A 19646-nucleotide genomic window follows, 5' to 3' on the forward strand; every position below is an offset into this window, starting at 1 on the left:
TATTACCTGATTGACACTGGGACAATTATATCATGGGCTTTACTAAGCCTATTGAACAAATATTTATTGAGTTTTCAAGGTACATTTATGTATCTAAAAGATATTATACGAGGAGGAATAAAAATGAGCGAAAAACATCTGACCTGTATCGGCTGTCCTGTGGGCTGCCAGCTGACAGTTACCATGAATGGCAGAGATGTTACGGAAGTGAGTGGAAATAACTGCAAACGTGGTGCAGTATACGGAGCAAAAGAGGTGACAAATCCGACAAGAATTGTGACTACTACAGTACGTGTGACAGGGGGAGAGATCGGAGCAGTTTCCGTGAAAACGAAAGAAGATATTCCGAAAGAAAAAATCTTTGACTGTATAAAGGCTTTGAAGGATCTGGAAGTAAAAGCACCTGTACATATTGGTGATTTGATTTTGGCGGATGTAGCAGGAACAGGCACTGATATAATAGCAACAAAATCGGTAGATGTGTCTAACTGAACCCCCTGAAACAACAGTAATTACAATATTTTGCCATACACATCAGCAGTAATAAATTCATTGACATTATCTCCTTGAAACGCTATCATTGTATAGGATAAGGATTACAAAGGAGAAACATAAATCATGACAATTTCTATGATAGGAATTGACCACGACAGGGCTCCGGTAGACATTCGGGCTCTGTTTGCGTTTACAAGAAAAAATGCCGGAGAGGCAATGGAAAGACTTAAAGAAATGTCTTCTGTGCAGGGGTGTATTATTCTGTCCACATGTAATCGCCTGGAAATCTGGGCAAGCCATGAAGAGAATCAGAAATTATCACTGTACAGATGTCTCTGTGGACTGAAAAATATAGACGATGATTCATATGAAAACTATTTTACTGTCAGACAGGACAAAGAAGCTGTTGAACATCTGTTTTATCTGGCGGGCGGCCTGAAATCCCAGATACTCGGTGAAGATCAGATCCTGACACAGATCAAAGACGCACTGAATCTTGCAAGAGAGCATTTTACTACAGACGGGGTGCTGGAGGTGCTTTTCCGCATGGCAGTTACTGCCGGTAAAAAGATAAAAACAGAAGTGCCTCTTGCGCATGGAAATCCATCTGTGATTCATCAGGCAGTCAGAAAACTGGAAGAGCAGGGATATACTATGCGTGGCAAAATCTGCATGGTGATCGGCAACGGTGAGATGGGTAAGGTTGCAGCTCAGACACTTCGGGATGCGGGCGCAGATGTAACAGTAACTGTCCGCCAGTACAGAAGCGGTATGGTCAGTATTCCTATAGGATGCAGCAGGATCCATTATGGAGAGAGGATGAAATTTCTGCCACTCTGTGATGTGGTTGTCAGTGCTACGGCCAGTCCGAATTATACATTAAGAGAAGAATTGTTTCAGGATGTGAAACTTACGAAACCGTTACTGCTTCTGGATCTTGCAGTACCACGTGATATCGAACCGGCGCTTGGAAATAAAGAAGAAATCACACTTTATGATATGGACAGTTTCCGTTCAGAAAGATTTTCACCGGAAGCAATGGAAAGCCTCGAAAAAGCAGGTGCTATTGTACAGGAACAGATGGAAGAATTTTTCCAGTGGCTGGTTGGCAGGGATATCATACCAAGAATACAGGAAATCAGGGCAGATGCAGTTCAGGATCTGAATCTGCGTATCGAAAAAATACTCAGGAACACTCCGATGGAGCAGAATGACAGGGAAAATCTTCTGAAGGCAGTAGATACTGCTGCAGGGAAGGTGGTCAACAAAATGATCTTCGGACTGAGAGACAGCCTTAATCAGGAAGCATTCCTGGACTGTGTGGCAGGATTGGAGAAATTATATGAGGAATAAACATTTTTTTCCCATGTTTGTAGATCTTTCTGACAAGAATGTCGTAGTTGTCGGAGGTGGTAACATAGCTACCCGCAGAGTAAAAACTCTGCTTCAGTTTACAAGAAATGTTACTGCGATCGCCCCGAAATGTACAGTCGAGCTGCAGGAACTGGGCAAGGCCGGATATGTAAATCTTATTACCCGTCCGGTAAAAAGATCTGATTTTGACATGGCTTATATGGTTATAGCAGCAACCAATGACTGGAAGCTGAATGATGAGATATACAGAGTCTGTAAGGAAGAAGGCATTTATGTCAATGTTGCAGACGACAAAAGCAAGTGTGATTTTTATTTCCCGGGTATTTATATGAAAGATGAAGTTGTGGTCGGGATCACTGCAAGCGGGCTTAACCACAAAAAAGCACGCAGAGTCCGTGTGGCAATACAGGAAGCAATGGAGGAAACATCTGAAAATGAAGAAGACTGAGATCGTGATAGGCAGCAGAGAAAGCCGCCTTGCAGTTCTGCAGAGTGAGATGGTTCGTGATTACATAGAAGAGAAGCATCCGGAACTTACAGTTAATATTCTTACAATGAAGACAACAGGGGATAAAATACTTGACCGTACATTGGACAAGATTGGCGGCAAAGGCCTTTTTGTCAAGGAACTGGACCGTGCACTTTTTGATGGAAGGTCACAGCTTTCCGTACACAGTCTGAAAGATATGCCAATGGAAGTACCGGATGAACTTCCACTTCTTGCATTTTCGAGAAGAGAGGATCCGAGAGATGTTCTTGTACTTCCGGAGGGCAGTGCTGAAATTGATCCTTCAAAACCGCTGGGATGTTCCAGTCTCAGAAGAACTCTTCAGCTGCAAAAAATATATCCTGATATGAAAGTAAAAAGTATACGTGGAAACTTACAGACACGTCTTCGCAAGCTGGACGAGGGAGAATATTCTGCACTGGTTCTTGCGGCCGCAGGACTGAAAAGGCTTGGACTGGAAAACAGGATCAGTCGTTATTTTACCCCGGATGAAATACTTCCGGCTGCAGGTCAGGGAATTCTGGCAGTCCAGGGACACAAAAATCTTGAATATGATTTCCTTGAAGGTTATGGAGACAGGGACGCATGGGATGTCGGAACTGCTGAAAGAGCATTTGTAAAATACCTTGATGGTGGATGTTCATCACCGGTAGCTGCTTACGGGGAAATTGAGGGAGAAGAAATATTTCTTCGTGGATTATATTATATAGAGGAAACAGGAACTTATATAAAAGACAGCATACGGGGCAATCGCAGAGATGCCGCAGAGCTTGGAGCTTCTCTTGCAAAAATAATGAAAGAATCCTGTAGTGAAGCATTATGTTCCGATGAAAAAAAGACAACAGAAAAGGAGAGGCATAATGAATAAGGGAAAAGTTTGGCTTGTAGGAGCAGGACCGGGAGACATTGGCCTTTTTACTCTGAAGGGAATGGAAGTTTTAAGGCAGGCAGATGTTGTGGTATATGACAGTCTTGTTGGCCAGGGTGTGCTTGCAAAAGTTCCGGATACAGCCCGCCTGATCAATGTGGGAAAAAGAGCAGACAGACATACCATGCCTCAGGAACAGATTAATCAGGTGCTTCTTAAGGAAGCGCAGGAGGGGCACAGAGTGGTAAGGCTCAAAGGCGGAGATCCGTTTCTTTTTGGAAGAGGTGGAGAAGAACTTGAGCTTCTTACACAGAATGGAATTCCCTATGAGGTTGTTCCGGGAGTAACTTCTCCGATTGCAGTTCCGGCTTATAATGGAATTCCTGTAACACACAGGGATTTCTGCTCTTCACTGCACATTATTACAGGTCACAGAAGAGCCGGACAGGAATATGATATTGATTTTAACGCATTGGTCCGTACAAAAGGAACTCTTGTATTTCTTATGGGAATTGCCGCACTGCCGGATCTCATGAAAGGTCTTCTTAAGGGAGGCATGGATCCAGATATGCCGGCAGCTGTTCTGCAGCAGGGAACCACAGCCGGCCAGAAGCGTGTCGTTGCTACGTTGGGAACACTGGAAGATGAAGTGAAAAGGCAGGGGATCGAAACGCCGGCAATTATTGTTGTCGGAAAGGTCTGCACACTGGCAGATGAATTTGCCTGGTATGAACGGCTTCCTCTGGCAGGCTGGAAAGTACTGGTCACAAGACCAAAAGAACGCAGTTCACGTACAGCAGATATTCTCCGCCGTAAAGGTGCAGAGGTACTGGAACTTCCATCCATAAAGACTGTTCCGCTTGAAAATGAGAATCCGCTCCACAGTGCAATGGACAGAATCGGAGAATATCAGTGGCTGGTGTTTACAAGTCCGACGGGTGTGGAAGTTTTTTTCAGAGAACTGCGCCTGCAGCACAAAGATATCCGAAGTCTTGGCAGTATTAAAATTGCCTCTATTGGTCAGGGAACTGCAAAAGCGCTGGAAGAAAAAGGACTTCTTACAGATCTCATACCGGAAGTATATGATGGAGATTCTCTGGGAGAAGCGCTTGCTGCAGAGCTGAAAGGCGGCGAAAAGATTCTTATACCGAGGGCCGAAAAAGGTAATAAAAATCTTACAGCGATACTGCGGGAGGCCGGAGCATCTGTAGATGATGTGGCTACTTATGAAACGGTATATCAGAAAAGTGAACTGATTCATGTGGGAGATGAAATCCGTAAAGGTTCGATCAATTGCGTGGTATTTACCAGTGCATCTACAGTAAAAGGTTTTGTAAACAGTACAGGCCTTGAAGATTATTCGGGTATCACAGCGGCATGTATCGGCAAACAGACAAAGGCTGCTGCAGACAGTTACGGAATGAAAACTTATATGGCAGAAAAGGCAACAATCGAGGCTCTGGTGAGTCTTGTGGAAAATATAAAAGCAACAGAACAGGAGTGATAAAAATGGATCTTATTCAGAGACCAAGAAGATTACGTGGCAGCGAAACACTGCGAAAAATGGTAAGAGAGACAAGAATCGACAAATCTTCTCTTATATATCCGCTTTTTGTAAGAGAGGGAAAAGGAATTGAGGAAGAAATTCCATCTATGGAAGGACAGTTCCGTTACAGTGTGGACCGTCTTCCGTATGAACTGGAAAGACTTCAGAAAGCAGGTGTTTCCAGTATCATGCTTTTTGGGATTCCGGATCACAAAGATGAAGTGGGAAGTGGTGCATATGATGAAAACGGCATTGTGCAGAAAGCTCTGAGAGAGGCCAGAAAACAGTTCCCTGATATGTATTACATAACAGATGTATGTATGTGTGAATATACTTCTCACGGACATTGTGGAGTACTCTGTGGTCACGAAGTAGAAAACGATGCAACACTTGAACTCCTGGCAAAAACAGCACTCTCTCATGTAGAAGCCGGTGCAGATATGGTAGCACCATCCGATATGATGGACGGTCGTGTGCGTGCGATCAGAGAATGCCTTGACAAAGCAGGACACAAAGAAACACCGATCATGTCTTACGCAGTTAAATATGCATCTGCTTTTTATGGTCCGTTCCGTGATGCAGCAGGTTCAGCACCGGCATTTGGTGACCGTAAGAGTTATCAGATGGATTACCACAACAGAAGAGAAGGAATGAAAGAGGCACTTACTGATATTGAAGAAGGTGCGGATATTATTATGATCAAACCTGCCATGTCTTATCTGGATATGGTTTCTGAGGTGTATAAAGCTACAAATGTCCCGATTGCAGCATATAGTGTCAGTGGCGAATATGCAATGGTGAAGGCAGCGGCAAAAATGGGCTGGATCGAAGAAGACAAGATCGTGTGTGAGATGGCTGCAAGTGCATATCGTGCAGGCGTTTCCATTTATCTTACCTACTATGCAAAAGAACTTGCGAAATTTATTGATGAAGGGAGAATTGGCTAATGGACAGATCAGAAGAATTATTTGAACGTGCAGTCAAAAGAATCCCAGGTGGCGTAAACAGTCCGGTACGTGCCTATGGCGCTATTGGAATGGCTCCACGTTTTATCGACAGGGCAGAGGGCTGTCATATTTATGATGTAGATGGAAATGAATATGTAGACTATATTGATTCCTGGGGGCCGATGATTCTCGGACATAATTTCCCCAAAATCCGTGAGGCAGTAGTAAAATCCTGTGAAAAGGGCTTAAGCTTCGGCTGTGCTACGGAGATTGAAGTAGAAATGGCAGAGTTTATCTGCGAACGTATTCCTCATGTGGAAATGGTTCGTATGGTAAATTCCGGTACAGAGGCTGTCATGAGTGCAATCCGTACAGCGAGAGGTTTTACTGGAAGAGACAAGATTGTGAAATTTGCAGGCTGTTATCATGGACACAGTGATGCACTTCTTGTGAGTGCAGGATCCGGCGTTATGACCAGCGGAGTACCGGACAGTGCAGGTGTGCCGAAAGGCTGTACCCAGGATACCATGACAGCAGTTTATAATGATCTTGAAAGTGTACAGAAACTTTTTGATGAGGCTCCGGATCAGATCGCCTGCGTGATCGTAGAACCGGTAGCTGCCAATATGGGAGTCGTGGCACCCAGCAAAGGATTCCTTCAGGGATTGAGAAGCCTCTGCGATAAATATGGAGCACTTCTTATCTTTGATGAAGTTATTACAGGTTTCCGTCTTGCTTTTGGAGGAGCTGCCGAATATTTCGGAATCCGTCCGGATATGGTGACTTATGGCAAGATCATCGGAGCAGGAATGCCTGTTGGTGCATATGGTGGAAGAAAAGAAATCATGGAAATGGTTTCACCGGCAGGTCCTGTTTATCAGGCAGGAACACTCAGCGGAAATCCGATTGCCATGGCAGCAGGCCTTACGCAGCTGAAATATCTTTATGCACATCAGGAAGTATATAAAGATCTGGAAGCAAAAGGTGAGAAACTTTATGGGGGAATGCGCGAAATCCTTAAGAAGGCAGGTTCTCCATATCAGATTAATTATGTATCTTCTCTGGGAAGCATTTTCTTTGCGGAAGAGGAAGTGAAAGATTATACATCTGCAAAAACGTCTGATACAAAGGCTTTTGCACAGTATTTCCTTTATATGCTGAAAAACGGTGTCCATCTGGCGCCTTCGCAGTTTGAAGCAATGTTCCTTTCCATTGCACATACAGATAAGATTATCGAGGAAACTCTGGAAAAAGTACAGAATTATTTTACAAAGTAGGAAATGTGTAAGACCAAGTTGCTGTGAACAGTAACAGAAATGATAGAGGTTGCTAACTTGTCCTTGAGGAAAGTTTGTGATATAATGGTTGCACTTGGGTTGCGGTGAAACAGCACGGCAACAACTTAAATGAACAGTAAGCGAGCTTAGGAGGCAGTATAATGGGGAATAAAAAATATGTAGCTTATGTGGGAACATATACCCATGGCAACAGTAAAGGTATTCAGGTTTATGATGTTGATGTAGAAAAAGGTACTCTCAGAGAGCGTAATGAAGTTCAGGTAAGTAATGCGTCTCATACTGCAGTATCCAAAAACGGCAAATATCTCTATTCTATTGAAGATGAGGGCGTTGCAGTTTTTAAGCGTGATGAGAACGGAGATCTGGAACGAATCAACAGAGTCGGAATTGACGGCATGAGAGGATGTTTCCTTGCTACAGATGTTGACGGTAGATATCTTTATGTCGCAGGATACCATGACGGCAAAGTTACAGTTGTACATACTCACAAAGATGGTAGTCTGGGAAGAATTATGGATGGTGTTTTCCACAAAGGACTTGGAAGCGTGGCAGAACGAAATTTCCGTCCTCATGTAAACTGTGTACGTCCTACTCCGGATAACAAATATCTGTGTGCAGTTGATAATGGTATCGATCAGGTAAAAATCTACAGAATTAACAAAAGGCGTCATAAACTGGAACTTGTAGATATTCTCAGATGTCCGAGAGAAAGCGGACCGAGGATCATACGTTTCAGTGCAGACGGCAGATTTGCCTATATTCTTTTTGAACTGAGTAATGAGATTAAGGTATACAGCTATGACGGAAGTGGAAACACACCGGAATTTGAACTTCTTCAGAGCATAAGTACTCTTACGAAAAAACATGACAAGGATGCTTTTCATAATGCAGCTTCCGGTCTTGCTCTTGCACCTGATGGCAAACATCTTTTCTGTACAACAGCAGGAGAGAATACAGTTTCCATGTATGAGATTAATGATGAGACAGGACTTCTCGAAAAGAAGTTCACACTTCCGGTCAGTGGAGATTATCCGAAAGATCTTGTTATTTTCCCGGATAATAAACACATAGCAATAGCAAACCATGCAAGCAATTCAATCACATCTTTTACAGTTGACTATGATAAAAATATCATTGTTATGAATGATAAGCCACATAAAATCGAGACTCCGAACAGTATTCATATCTGGCCGGTGCCGGGAGACTGGGATCCGGTTGAAATACCGGAAGATTCAGAGGAAACAGAGGAAACAGAAGAATAATTGCTTTGAAAATGACTAGACTAATACAACAGAAAAGAAGAGCAGAATATGAAATGGTATAATGAAGCAGTTTTTTATCATATTTATCCGCTGGGACTTGCCGGTGCACCGAAGATAAATGATTATGGAGAACCGGTACACAGACTGAATAAACTGATTCCGTGGATCGACCATATTAAAGAAATCGGATGTACAGCTCTGTATATCGGACCGCTGTTTGAGAGCGTGGGTCACGGATATGAAACGACGGATTACCGTAAACTGGATTCCCGTCTTGGGACAAATGAAGATCTGAAAGAATTCGTCAGTATCTGTCATGAAAAAGGCGTCCGGGTTATTTTTGACGGTGTGTTTAATCATACAGGAAGAGATTTCTTTGCATTTAAGGATATTCAGCAGAACAGAGAACATTCCCGTTATCTGAACTGGTATTGTAACGTAAATTTCTATGGAAATAATGAATATAACGATGGCTTTTCCTATGAAAACTGGGGAGGCTATAATCTTCTGGTCAAACTGAATCAGAGAAATCCTGAAGTCAGGGATTATATCTGTGATGTGATCCGGTTCTGGGTATCAGAATTTGATGTGGATGGAATCCGTCTGGATGCAGCTGACGTACTTGATTTTGATTTTATGCGTGCACTGCGCAGGACAGCAGAAGAAGTAAAAGAAGATTTCTGGCTGATGGGAGAGGTCATTCATGGGGATTACAGCCGCTGGGTAAACGGAGAGACACTTCACAGTGTTACCAACTATGCCCTGCATAAGGCTCTTTACAGTGGACACAATGATCACAACTATTTTGAAATTGCCCATACAGTGAAATATTTGCAGAATATGGGAAATCTTGATCTGTATAATTTTGTGGACAACCATGATGTGGAACGTATTTATACAAAACTGTCCAACAAAGCTCATTTTGCACCGGTTCATGTGCTTCTCTATGCTCTGCCGGGAGTTCCGAGTATTTACTACGGCTCAGAATTTGGCATCGAGGGAAAGAAAGAACGCTTTTCTGACGATAGCCTGAGACCGGCACTTGAACTTGACGACTACAGAGATGCTCTTAAAGAAAACTCATGTACTGTACTGGTAGCTGCGCTTGGACGCATTAGGCAGAAAACACAGGCTCTCAGCTATGGTAGTTATACCGAATTACAGCTGACAAACCGCCAGTATGCTTTTGCAAGAGATTTTGACGGTGTTCGTGTGATTATTACAGTGAATAATGATGATTGTGATGCGGGAATGAATCTTCCAGCCGGACATGCAGCAGAATATGCAGGAATGTTGACGGGGCAGAAAGTGTCTGTGGATAACGGACACATACAGATAAACATTGCTGCCAACAGCGGGGAAATCTGGGTTCCTGTTCAGAACGGACAGGAATACGAAAAAGTAGTGATGCCGGAAGTCAGAATGCCGGAAGAAAAGAAAACTGTTTCAGATACAGAAGAAAAAGCTGCAGAAGAAATAAACTCTCAGTTAGCTGAACCATGTAAAAATGAAACACAAAAAGAAACTGAAAAGGTTATTGATCTTCATAAAATTCCTGAAGAGATGTCTGTAGAAGAACTTCAGCATGCGATTCTTGCAAAAATGGCAGGCAACGGACCGGTGACAGACCAGATGAAAAAAACGGTTACAGATAATATATGGCATGATTCACTGGTGAATTGGCTGAAGAGTTTCAGATAAATAATCAGTAATATGCAGATAACACAAAAGCGTGTACCCCTTACAAAGGAGTCACGCTTTTTGCATACTCTGGCAATATGTGATAGAAATTATTTACTGTAAAAATCACGGATCCGATCCATCTGTGAACTCATATTGGAAAACAGAGCATCTGTGACTGCAAGTGCACACATAGATTCAATCACCACAACTGCGCGTGGAACAATAACCGGATCATGACGTCCGTGAATTTCGAGAGAAATATTTTCGCCCTCTTTTGTGACTGTGTTCTGAGGCTGGCTGATAGATGGTGTGGGTTTTATTGTGGCACGTACGAGAATTTCGCTTCCATCACTGATTCCGCCCATGATACCGCCGGCATGATTGGAGGTTTTGCGGATCTGTCCGCTCTGGCAGGAAAAACCGTCATTATCTGATGAGCCCTTAAGAGAAGCAGTCAGGATTCCGTCACCAATCTCAACGGCTTTTACAGCACCGACAGACATGACTGCTTCTGCAAGTACAGCATCAAGCTTTTCAAAAACAGGAATACCAAGTCCGGCAGGTACACCTTTGATCCGGCATTCGATCACACCGCCTGCGCTGTCCTGTTCTTTCATACACTGCTCAAGATATTCACCGGCTTTTGCAGCTGCATCAGCATCCGGCATGTAAAATGCGTTATTGCTGATTTCATCTTCATGAAATTCGTTTATTGAGACAGGACCGATAGAACTGGTGTAAGTGCAGAAAGAAACTCCGAGGTTTTCAAGAATTTTGGAAGCAATTGCTCCGCCAGCCACACGACCGATGGTTTCACGGCCGGAAGAACGTCCGCCGCCTCTGTAATCGCGAAAACCATATTTGGCATCGAAAGTATAGTCTGCATGTCCCGGGCGGTAGGAATATGCGATATTGCCGTAATCCCTGGAACGCTGGTCTGTGTTTTTTACGATGACGGAAATTGGTGTGCCGGTAGTTTTGCCTTCGAAAACACCGGAAAGAATTTCAGCCAGATCTCCCTCTTTGCGGGCGGTAGTATAGCGGCTCTGCCCGGGTTTACGTCTGTCAAGAAACTTCTGTATATCTTCTTCGCTGAGTGAAAGACCGGCGGGACAGCCGTCAATAACTGCTCCAAGGGCTTTTCCATGGGATTCTCCCCAGGTGGTAACTGTAAAATTTTTTCCAAAACTGGATTTATTCATAAATGTGTTCCTTCCCTGCCAGAGTTTCCGGCATTTCAGTATTAATCTTCATTTTAGTGAAAGAAACTGTGAACAGCTTTTTTCAGTTTTCGAAAACCATTATAGCATAACAGTTTCAGAAAAAAAATGAAGAATTGACAAAAATTCGTGCACAATTTATAATGTAACTTGTATTTTTGTGTGATTGGGAGTATTCGGTTTATATACCGAAATAAGGTTACTGTGAATAGAATGAACAGTAACGAAATAAGAGAGTGGAAGGGGGAGAAAATCGTGGTTAGAATGTTTCGCACATCAGACGGAGCCATTCATGAAATACAGGAACCGCAGGAGGGTTGCTGGATAGCTCTTACAAATCCCACAGCTACGGAGATTTTTGAGATATCAGAGCAGTTTCAGATTGAAGTGGACGATTTAAGAGCCCCTCTGGATGAGGAAGAGCGTTCCCGTATAGAGGTAGAAGACACATACACACTGATTCTTGTCGATGTTCCTATGATCGAGGAACGAAATGACAAGGACTGGTACGGGACAATCCCTCTTGGTATTATTGTAACTGACAAGATAATCTTCACCATATGTCTGGAAGATACACAGGTACTTACCAGATTTATGGAGGGACGTGTGAGAAACTTTTTCACATACATGAAGACGCGTTTCATTCTGCAGATTCTGTACAGAAATGCCAGTATGTACCTGCGTTATCTGCGTATCATAGATAAAAAGAGTGAACAGGTAGAAGAAAAACTTCATTTTTCGCCAAAAAATCAGGAACTGATCGAGCTTCTGGAACTGGAAAAATCACTGGTGTATTTTACAACATCTCTGCGGTCGAATGAGGCAGTACTGGAAAAGCTGATCAAGGTAGAAAGCATTAAGAAGTATCCTGAAGATACAGAACTTCTTGAAGATGTTATCATTGAGAATACACAGGCTATCGAGATGGCCAATATATATAGTGGTATCCTCAGCAGCATGATGGATGCTTTTGCCTCTGTAATTTCCAACAATCTGAACGACGTTATGAAGATCCTGTCCGTGATCACAATCGTTATGAGTATACCTACGATCATTTTCAGCGCATATGGAATGAACCTGGCACCGTCAGGAATGCCTTTTTCCAGTACGCAGCTGGGATTTCTGGTTGTTATTCTGATATCCATCGCAGCCAGCATTATTGCTGCAATCTTCTTATCAAAGAAAAAATATTTCTAGGAGTGATTTTATGAACTGGATGGACAAACTTGAACGTAAGTTTGGAAGATTCGGAATTGAGAATCTTACAGTTTACGTTATTATCTGCTATGTTGTGGGATATGTGCTTATGTATCTGAATCCGTCTCTTTTGAATATGATGAGTCTTGATGTGGCAAAAATCATGCAGGGACAGATATGGAGACTGGTAACATGGGTGATTTACCCGCCGAGTACAGGTAATTTTATTCTGTTTCTGATTTCAATTGCTTTCTTTTATTATCCGGTAGGTACTTCGCTGGAACGTACCTGGGGAAGCTTCAGATATACTCTGTATATCTTTTCCGGACTGCTGTTTGTGCTGATCGCAGCATTTATCACATATTTTGTTACAGGTGGCTATATAGTGGTAGATGGTATTGCATATGTGATCGGAGGAGGAATTTTTACAACATATTATGTCAGCCTTTCTGTGTTTCTTGCATATGCTGCAAGCTATCCGGATATGCAGATACTGCTGTATTTCGTGATTCCGATCAAAATGAAATGGATGGCAGGAGTGTACGTGGCAATTGTTCTATATCAGATGATAACATATCTGAGAGCCGGTCTCTGGGTAATGGCTGTTCCGATTGCTGCATCACTTTTGAATTTTGTTCTTTTCTTTTTTAGTACAAAAAACATGCATCATTATAATCCGAAAGAAGTGAAACGGAGAAAAGAATTCAAGAAGGCAATGGCCCAGAGCAGAGTGAATCCTGCAGCTGGTGGAGTCACAAAACATAAATGTGCGATCTGCGGGCGTACAGAAAAAGATGATCCGAATCTGGAGTTTCGTTTCTGTTCCAAATGCAATGGAAATTATGAATACTGTCAGGATCACCTTTTTACACACCAGCATGTGAAATAATTTACACGAGGAGAAAAATTATGAAAAAAAAGCCGTTTGTAACACTGGAAAAACTCCAGGAAATTACTGCCCAGTATCCGACACCTTTTCATCTTTACGATGAAAAAGGAATCCGTGAAAACGCAAAGGCATTAAAAGAAGCTTTTTCATGGAACAGGGGATTTAAGGAATTTTTTGCAGTAAAAGCAACTCCGAATCCGTATCTGATCCAGATCCTTCAGGAATATGGCTGCGGCTGCGACTGCTCATCCATGACAGAACTTATGCTGTCAAAGGCAATTGGATGCAAAAAGGGGGATATTATGTTTTCCTCCAACGATACTCCGGAGGCAGAATTCCGCTATGCAGATGAGATCGGCGGGATCATCAATCTTGATGATATCACTCACATTGAAAGTGTTGAGCGTGCTGTAGGCAGAATCCCAAAGACAATCAGCTGCCGTTACAATCCGGGCGGACTGTTCAAGATCAGTAATGATATCATGGATAATCCTGGAGATGCAAAATACGGAATGACAACAGAGCAGATTTTTGATGCTTTCCGTATTCTGAAAGAAAAAGGTGCTGAGGAATTCGGTATCCACGCATTCCTTGCCAGCAATACAGTAACAAATGAATATTATCCGATGCTTGCGAAAGTCATGTTTGAACTTGCTGTGAAACTTCAGAAAGAAACAGGTGCTCATGTAAGCTTCATCAATCTTTCCGGCGGAATCGGAATTCCATACAGACCGGATCAGACTCCGAATGATATCCGCGTGATCGGAGAAGGTGTCCGCAAAGTATATGAAGAAGTACTTGTACCGGCCGGAATGGGTGATGTTGCAATTTATACAGAACTTGGCCGTTTCATGATGGGACCGTATGGCTGCCTGGTAACAAAAGCAATTCATGAAAAACATACTCACAAAGAATACATTGGTGTAGATGCCTGCGCAGTAAACCTGATGCGTCCGGCAATGTATGGTGCCTACCATCATATAACTGTAATGGGAAAAGAAGATCAGCCATGTGATCATCTGTATGATGTAACAGGTTCACTCTGTGAGAATAATGATAAATTCGCTATTGACCGTTATCTTCCGAAGATTGACATGGGAGATCTCCTTGTTATCCACGATGCAGGTGCCCATGGATTTGCTATGGGATATAACTACAACGGCAAACTGAAATCAGCAGAAATCCTTCTTCATGAAGACGGAAGCTTTGAGATGATCCGCAGGGCAGAGACTCCGAAAGATTATTTTGCAACTTTTGACTGTTTCCCGATTTATGAAAAACTTCTCCAGGATGAAGACAGACTTGTAAAATAAAACAAAACTCCGGGCAGATTTTGATCTGTACCGGAGTTTTTTTGTAAATAAAAAACTCTTCCCAACAGGAAAGAGCCTTATCATTCATGCCGCTGGCCGGACTCGAACCGGCACGGTTTCCCGCTTGATTTTGAGTCAAGTGCGTCTGCCAATTCCGCCACAGCGGCATATGAACCAAGAATTATAATAACATAAATGAGAATGCCCTGCAAGCTTTTTTTTATTTTATGAAAAGTTTATAAAATTTCATTTATTGTACATTGAATTGTGTGCGAAAAAGTGATATGTTACATCACATGAACTGTGTTGGGCATATTTCCCTGCGCAATCGTATTAACAGATATGGAGGACAGGAAATTAAATGAAGTTCGGCAATAAAAAACCGGAAAAAGTACCTATGTATGTGTATTATATCATCGTAGGGGTGATTATCATTCTTCTGAATATGCTGGTTGTCCCTGCGGTGCAGGAGCGTAGCGTACAGAAGACAGATTATTCTACATTTATCCAGAATGTGGAAAAAGGTAAAGTGACAAAGGCAACTATAGACGAAGCTTATATCTATTATGAAATGGAATCCGGGGATACAGGAAGTACAGTAACCTGCAAAACCGTAAAGATGGATGATCCGGATCTGGTGAACCGTCTTCTGGACGCAGGTGTATCTATGGATGAGGTTCTGCCGGAAAGCCCGTCTATTCTGGCAACCCTTCTTCTGAGTTATGTAGTTCCGATCGTGATCTTTATTTTCCTTGGCAGATGGCTCGGCAAAAAAATGATGTCATCTATGGGTGGTGGCCCCGGAGGAGCAATGTCATTCGGGAAGAGCAATGCGAAGGTTTATGTAAAGTCTTCAACAGGAATTAAATTTTCAGATGTTGCAGGAGAAGATGAGGCAAAAGATCTTCTTACGGAAATTGTAGATTACCTTCATAATCCGCAGAAATATACAGAAATCGGAGCATCAATGCCTAAGGGTGCACTTCTTGTAGGCCCTCCGGGAACAGGTAAAACACTTCTTGCAAAAGCAGTTGCAGGTGAGGCAGAAGTTCCGTTTTTCTCTATTTCGGGATCGGAATTTGTTGAGATGTTTGTTGGTATGGGTGCTGCAAAAGTTCGTGACCTGTTTAAACAGGCAAACGAAAAAGCACCGTGTATCGTATTCATTGATGAGATAGATACGATTGGTAAGAAACGTGACGGTGCCGGATTTACAGGCGGCAATGACGAGCGTGAACAGACGCTGAACCAGCTTCTTACAGAGATGGATGGTTTTGATGGTTCCAAAGGTGTTGTGATCCTCGCAGCAACAAACCGTCCGGATTCTCTTGACCCGGCGCTTCTTCGTCCGGGACGTTTTGACAGAAGAATTCCGGTAGAACTCCCGGATCTTCAGGGAAGAGAAGAAATTCTCAAAGTTCATGCAAAAAAAATCAAGATTGCGGATACTGTGCGGTTTGATGAGATTGCAAAAGCAGCAGCAGGAGCTTCCGGTGCAGAACTTGCCAATATTGTAAATGAAGCTGCACTGCGTGCAGTGCGTGATGGGCGTAAATTTGCAACACAGGCTGATTTTGAAGAAAGTATTGAAGTTGTTATTGCCGGTTACCAGAAGAAAAACCGGGTTCTTTCCAATAAGGAGAAGCTTATAGTGTCTTATCATGAGATTGGACATGCACTTGTTGCTGCAAAACAGACGGAATCAGCCCCTGTACACAAAATTACTATTATTCCACGTACTTCCGGAGCACTTGGATATACGATGCAGGTAGATGAAAAAGAACATTTCCTTATGTCAAAAGAGGAACTGGAGAACAAGATCGCTACATTTACAGGTGGACGGGCAGCAGAAGAGCTGATCTTCCATTCAATCACAACAGGCGCATCAAATGATATCGAGCAGGCAACAAAGATCGCAAGAGCGATGATCACCAGATATGGTATGAGTGATGACTTTGACATGGTTGCAATGGAAACAATGAGTAATCAGTATCTTGGAGGAGATTCAAGTCTGGCATGTTCTTTTGAAACACAGACACTGCTTGATAAGAAAGTTGTGGAACTTGTCCGGAGACAGCATGAAAAGGCTCTTAAAATCCTTCAGGATAATATCGGAAAACTTCATGAACTTGCGAAATATCTTTATGAACATGAGACTATCACGGGAGAAGAGTTTATGAAGATTCTTCAGGAACCTGCGCAGATAATTGCAGATGAAGAAAACAAGTGAACAATAGTAATTCCAAGTTGCTGTGAACGGAGTGAACAGTAACACATTCCGAAAATCAAATTTAATTTTTCGGGTATTTTGTGTTGAAAAATAGCATATAATAGAGTACAATATATATAGTTTAAATGTAACGTACATTTCTGGGATGTGCGAGGCCCCTTTTTTTATTTGAACCTACATTGATTAATAGGGAATCCAACATCGCTGATGTAATGTCAGGCCTCCTTTGCTGTGGAAGACAGATCATTCAGTTGAGGACACCCAACCTGGCTTAGGCTAGGCGTCAAATGGAAGGGAACGGCATCCTGGAGTAATTAAGAAGAAAAATGAGCCATTGATATGGCTCTTTTTTTGAATGGTTGGAGGAATTGGCATGGTAACAGAAAGACTTTTTGGAAAACTTCCGTCGGGTGAAGAAGTGTATATTTATCATATGGAGAACAAATCTGGTGCGTATGCGGAAGTTCTCCAGTTTGGTGGGATTCTCGTCAAACTCTGCATTCCCGACAGAGAAGGGAAACTGAGAGATGTGGTACTTGGATATGACAAACTGGAACAGTATGAAGAGAATGGCTGCTTCTTCGGTGCAACAGTCGGACGAAGCGGAAACAGAATTGCCGGATCAAGATTTATGATTGACGGAAAAGAAATAAAACTTACTCCAAATGAGGGAGAAAATAATCTTCACAGTGGACCGGATGGATTTGAAAAAAAATTATGGAAAGCAGAGATTCTGTCACAGGAAAAAAATGAAGTAAGATTTTCAAGAATCAGTCCGGACGGGGAGAATGGATTTCCGGGAGAATTTGCTGTTTCTGTTACATATATATTTACTGAAGAAAATGAATTGAAGATCATCTATGAAGGAGTCAGTGACAAAGCAACAGTTGCAAATATGACAAATCATTCTTACTTTAATCTGAATGGTGAGGGAAGTGGTACAGCGCTGGACCAGTATATGACAATTCATGCAGCTTCTTATACACCGGTAGGTGCAGGAGCTATTCCTACAGGTCTGTATGCAGATGTTGCAGGTACACCGATGGACTTTTGCAAAGCAAAAAAAATCGGACAGGATATAAATGTGGATTTTGAGCAGCTGAAACTGACAGGCGGATATGATCATAACTATGTGACTAATTATTATAACAGGGCGAGTGTAAGAGAAATTGCAGATGCCTGGTCAGAAGAATCAGGTATTGAAATGAAAGTGCTGTCAGATTGTCCCTGCGTTCAGTTCTATGCAGCTAATTTTGTTGAACAGGAACATGGCAAAAACGGACATATCTATAATCAGAGAGAAGCATTCTGTCTTGAAACCCAGGTGGAACCAAATGCAGTAAATGTAGAGGCGTTCCATTCTCCGATCATTGATGCCGGCGAAAAATATCATTCTGAGACAAGCTATTGTTTCTCAGTACGAAAATAAACGATATTGTAACTGCTGCAGGCAGATAATGTTGTGGAATATGATATATTTATCTGGTTTTTCTCATATAATCAAGTATGAGAAAAACCAGATTTTTTTTGACAAAAAATATATTCCTGCTTTTTGTACTTGCCTGGCTGCTTTTCCTGAATAATATAGTTAACAGAGAAGTGAAACAGCAGGCCGCGTTTCAGGAGAAACAGCAGGTAAAATATGAAATTTCTCCAACACCTGAACTGAAAAGTAAAGGAAACGTGACAGAAGAAAAAACGCACGAAATCAGAATACGAGTCCTGATTACGGACACCGGATTTCAGAATCCGTACCATCAGAATGTGAAGCTGACAGCAGGAGAGGAAGAATATGAATGGAGAGCAGAAGATCTGAAAGAAACGGTCAGGATTCCTGAACAGAAAAACGGAATCAGACTGCTTTCGATAGAACGACAGCAGGGAAATCCCGTGTACAGAGGAAGTATGGAGATTATCCCGGAAGAAAAGGGTATATTGTTGGTGAATGAACTTCCGCTGGAAGAGTATCTGAAGGCAGTAGTTCCTAGTGAAATGCCCTCTTTTTATGAAAAAGAAGCGCTGAAAGCACAGGCAGTCTGTGCGAGAACTTATGCAAGAAAACAGATGGAAACCTGTTGTATGGAAGAATATAATGTGCACGTTGATGACAGTGTGAACTATCAGGTATATGCAAATGTAGAGCCACAGGCATCTACAGATGAAGCGGTAGATGAGACAGGAAATCAGATTCTGACCTGGAATGGAGAACCGATAGAAGCTTATTATTTTTCAACATCAGCAGGGGTAACAAGCACAGATCAGATCTGGGGTGCCGAAAAAGCCTCTCCGTACCTGAAAAGTGTTCAGTGTGAATTTGACGCAGGGGAGCCGTGGAACAGATGGGAGGTTTCAATCCCATGGGAGACAGTGGCCAGGCGTGCAGAACAGACAGCAGAAGGAAAAGGAACACTGGTCGGTCTGCAGGTTGATAAGAAAAATCAGAGTGGAGCAGTAACCGGACTTCGGGTAATCCTGGAGAAGGGAAGTTTCCTTCTGGAAGATGAATATTCTGTCAGACAGTTCCTTTCACCGGAGGGCCTGGAAATTACAGAAAAAAACGGACAAAAAACAACAGGTGGAAGTCTGCTTCCGAGTGCATATTTTCAAATGCGGGCAATACAGGGTAAGATGTTACAGATAGATGGGGGTGGATATGGACACGGAGTGGGCATGAGTCAGACTGCGGCAAATGAAATGGCGAAAGAGGGATATTCATGTCAGGAAATCCTGGACTATTTTTTTACGAATGTTGAAATAAAAGAAGAATAAGACTTTCTAACTATTGTATCCTGGTGGCACAAAAGGTCAAACTTGTC

16 protein-coding genes, 1 tRNA gene and 1 other RNA gene are annotated in these 19646 nt (G+C 42.5%); 16 read left to right on the forward strand and 2 right to left on the reverse strand.

Translation table 11 applies throughout. The features are described 5' to 3' along the window. Positions 1-123 precede the first annotated feature (123 nt). The 9 genes from ACTNB8_RS07120 to ACTNB8_RS07160 all read left to right on the forward strand — a co-directional run bounded on the left by ACTNB8_RS07120 (position 124) and on the right by ACTNB8_RS07160 (position 9999). Positions 124-492, forward strand: coding sequence for a DUF1667 domain-containing protein (locus ACTNB8_RS07120; protein ID WP_441053501.1), 369 nt, complete (start codon positions 124-126; stop codon positions 490-492). A gap of 126 nt (positions 493-618) precedes the next feature. Next, the gene (gene hemA, locus ACTNB8_RS07125) at positions 619-1848 is read left to right on the forward strand and encodes a glutamyl-tRNA reductase (RefSeq protein ID WP_441053502.1); all 1230 of its coding nucleotides are present in this window, start codon (positions 619-621) and stop codon (positions 1846-1848) included. Further along, complete coding sequence (locus tag ACTNB8_RS07130; protein ID WP_441053504.1) at positions 1838-2317, forward strand: precorrin-2 dehydrogenase/sirohydrochlorin ferrochelatase family protein; 480 nt, start codon at positions 1838-1840, stop codon at positions 2315-2317. The genes hemA and ACTNB8_RS07130 overlap by 11 nt, the downstream gene beginning before the upstream one ends. Continuing rightward, complete coding sequence (gene hemC / locus ACTNB8_RS07135; RefSeq protein WP_441053506.1) at positions 2304-3245, forward strand: hydroxymethylbilane synthase; 942 nt, start codon at positions 2304-2306, stop codon at positions 3243-3245. Before ACTNB8_RS07130 ends, hemC begins: the two co-directional genes overlap by 14 nt. After that, the gene (gene cobA / locus ACTNB8_RS07140) at positions 3238-4749 is read left to right on the forward strand and encodes a uroporphyrinogen-III C-methyltransferase (RefSeq protein ID WP_441053508.1); all 1512 of its coding nucleotides are present in this window, start codon (positions 3238-3240) and stop codon (positions 4747-4749) included. The genes hemC and cobA overlap by 8 nt, the downstream gene beginning before the upstream one ends. A gap of 5 nt (positions 4750-4754) precedes the next feature. Beyond that, a complete protein-coding gene (gene hemB / locus ACTNB8_RS07145; protein ID WP_441053510.1) occupies positions 4755-5738 on the forward strand; it encodes a porphobilinogen synthase in 984 nt (327 codons plus the stop codon). After that, positions 5738-7015, forward strand: a complete 1278-nt coding sequence (hemL, locus tag ACTNB8_RS07150; protein ID WP_441053512.1) for a glutamate-1-semialdehyde 2,1-aminomutase — start codon at positions 5738-5740, stop codon at positions 7013-7015. Before hemB ends, hemL begins: the two co-directional genes overlap by 1 nt. A 161-nt stretch (positions 7016-7176) precedes the next feature. Then, positions 7177-8298: a lactonase family protein gene (locus tag ACTNB8_RS07155; RefSeq protein WP_441053514.1), complete on the forward strand. Its 1122-nt coding sequence runs from the start codon at positions 7177-7179 to the stop codon at positions 8296-8298. 48 nt (positions 8299-8346) lie between these two features. Continuing rightward, positions 8347-9999, forward strand: a complete 1653-nt coding sequence (locus ACTNB8_RS07160) for an alpha-amylase family glycosyl hydrolase (RefSeq protein WP_441053516.1) — start codon at positions 8347-8349, stop codon at positions 9997-9999. 89 nt (positions 10000-10088) lie between these two features. On the opposite strand, the gene aroC is transcribed toward ACTNB8_RS07160, so the two are convergent. Further along, positions 10089-11183, reverse strand: a complete 1095-nt coding sequence (aroC, locus tag ACTNB8_RS07165) for a chorismate synthase (RefSeq protein ID WP_441053518.1) — start codon at positions 11181-11183, stop codon at positions 10089-10091. A gap of 273 nt (positions 11184-11456) precedes the next feature. Here aroC and ACTNB8_RS07170 point away from each other — a divergent pair, with 273 nt between their 5' ends. The 3 genes from ACTNB8_RS07170 to ACTNB8_RS07180 are packed head-to-tail and all read left to right on the forward strand — an operon-like array spanning position 11457 to position 14600. Beyond that, a complete protein-coding gene (locus tag ACTNB8_RS07170; RefSeq protein WP_441053520.1) occupies positions 11457-12398 on the forward strand; it encodes a magnesium transporter CorA family protein in 942 nt (313 codons plus the stop codon). A gap of 10 nt (positions 12399-12408) precedes the next feature. After that, positions 12409-13287: a rhomboid family intramembrane serine protease gene (locus ACTNB8_RS07175; protein WP_441053522.1), complete on the forward strand. Its 879-nt coding sequence runs from the start codon at positions 12409-12411 to the stop codon at positions 13285-13287. A gap of 20 nt (positions 13288-13307) precedes the next feature. Continuing rightward, positions 13308-14600: a diaminopimelate decarboxylase family protein gene (locus tag ACTNB8_RS07180; protein ID WP_441053524.1), complete on the forward strand. Its 1293-nt coding sequence runs from the start codon at positions 13308-13310 to the stop codon at positions 14598-14600. Between the two features lie 87 nt (positions 14601-14687). On the opposite strand, the gene ACTNB8_RS07185 is transcribed toward ACTNB8_RS07180, so the two are convergent. Next, positions 14688-14767: transfer RNA gene (locus ACTNB8_RS07185), tRNA-Leu, on the reverse strand. A gap of 194 nt (positions 14768-14961) precedes the next feature. Between ACTNB8_RS07185 and ftsH the strand changes: the two genes are divergently transcribed. From ftsH to ACTNB8_RS07205, 4 genes are all read left to right on the forward strand, one after another. After that, positions 14962-16830 carry an ATP-dependent zinc metalloprotease FtsH gene (gene ftsH, locus ACTNB8_RS07190; protein ID WP_441053526.1) on the forward strand — a complete coding sequence of 623 codons (1869 nt, stop codon included), beginning with the start codon at positions 14962-14964 and terminating at the stop codon, positions 16828-16830. Between the two features lie 134 nt (positions 16831-16964). Next, positions 16965-17146: non-coding RNA, 6S RNA (gene ssrS, locus ACTNB8_RS07195), on the forward strand. A gap of 57 nt (positions 17147-17203) precedes the next feature. After that, complete coding sequence (locus ACTNB8_RS07200; protein WP_441053528.1) at positions 17204-18259, forward strand: aldose epimerase family protein; 1056 nt, start codon at positions 17204-17206, stop codon at positions 18257-18259. Positions 18260-18357: 98 nt separating this feature from the next. Continuing rightward, positions 18358-19599: a SpoIID/LytB domain-containing protein gene (locus ACTNB8_RS07205; RefSeq protein WP_441053530.1), complete on the forward strand. Its 1242-nt coding sequence runs from the start codon at positions 18358-18360 to the stop codon at positions 19597-19599. Positions 19600-19646 lie beyond the last annotated feature (47 nt).

Origin of the sequence: Blautia sp. HCP28S3_G10, assembly GCF_052065235.1 — a bacterium.
In the GTDB taxonomy this organism is placed as follows: domain Bacteria; phylum Bacillota; class Clostridia; order Lachnospirales; family Lachnospiraceae; genus Blautia_A.

Coding starts and splice junctions, on each gene's coding strand:
- ACTNB8_RS07120 (WP_441053501.1), top strand. CDS start 124: ATGAGCGAAAAACATCTGACCTGTATCGGCTGTCCTGTGGGCTGCCAG.
- hemA (WP_441053502.1), top strand. CDS start 619: ATGACAATTTCTATGATAGGAATTGACCACGACAGGGCTCCGGTAGAC.
- ACTNB8_RS07130 (WP_441053504.1), top strand. CDS start 1,838: ATGAGGAATAAACATTTTTTTCCCATGTTTGTAGATCTTTCTGACAAG.
- hemC (WP_441053506.1), top strand. CDS start 2,304: ATGAAGAAGACTGAGATCGTGATAGGCAGCAGAGAAAGCCGCCTTGCA.
- cobA (WP_441053508.1), top strand. CDS start 3,238: ATGAATAAGGGAAAAGTTTGGCTTGTAGGAGCAGGACCGGGAGACATT.
- hemB (WP_441053510.1), top strand. CDS start 4,755: ATGGATCTTATTCAGAGACCAAGAAGATTACGTGGCAGCGAAACACTG.
- hemL (WP_441053512.1), top strand. CDS start 5,738: ATGGACAGATCAGAAGAATTATTTGAACGTGCAGTCAAAAGAATCCCA.
- ACTNB8_RS07155 (WP_441053514.1), top strand. CDS start 7,177: ATGGGGAATAAAAAATATGTAGCTTATGTGGGAACATATACCCATGGC.
- ACTNB8_RS07160 (WP_441053516.1), top strand. CDS start 8,347: ATGAAATGGTATAATGAAGCAGTTTTTTATCATATTTATCCGCTGGGA.
- aroC (WP_441053518.1), bottom strand. CDS start 11,183: ATGAATAAATCCAGTTTTGGAAAAAATTTTACAGTTACCACCTGGGGA.
- ACTNB8_RS07175 (WP_441053522.1), top strand. CDS start 12,409: ATGAACTGGATGGACAAACTTGAACGTAAGTTTGGAAGATTCGGAATT.
- ACTNB8_RS07180 (WP_441053524.1), top strand. CDS start 13,308: ATGAAAAAAAAGCCGTTTGTAACACTGGAAAAACTCCAGGAAATTACT.
- ftsH (WP_441053526.1), top strand. CDS start 14,962: ATGAAGTTCGGCAATAAAAAACCGGAAAAAGTACCTATGTATGTGTAT.
- ACTNB8_RS07200 (WP_441053528.1), top strand. CDS start 17,204: ATGGTAACAGAAAGACTTTTTGGAAAACTTCCGTCGGGTGAAGAAGTG.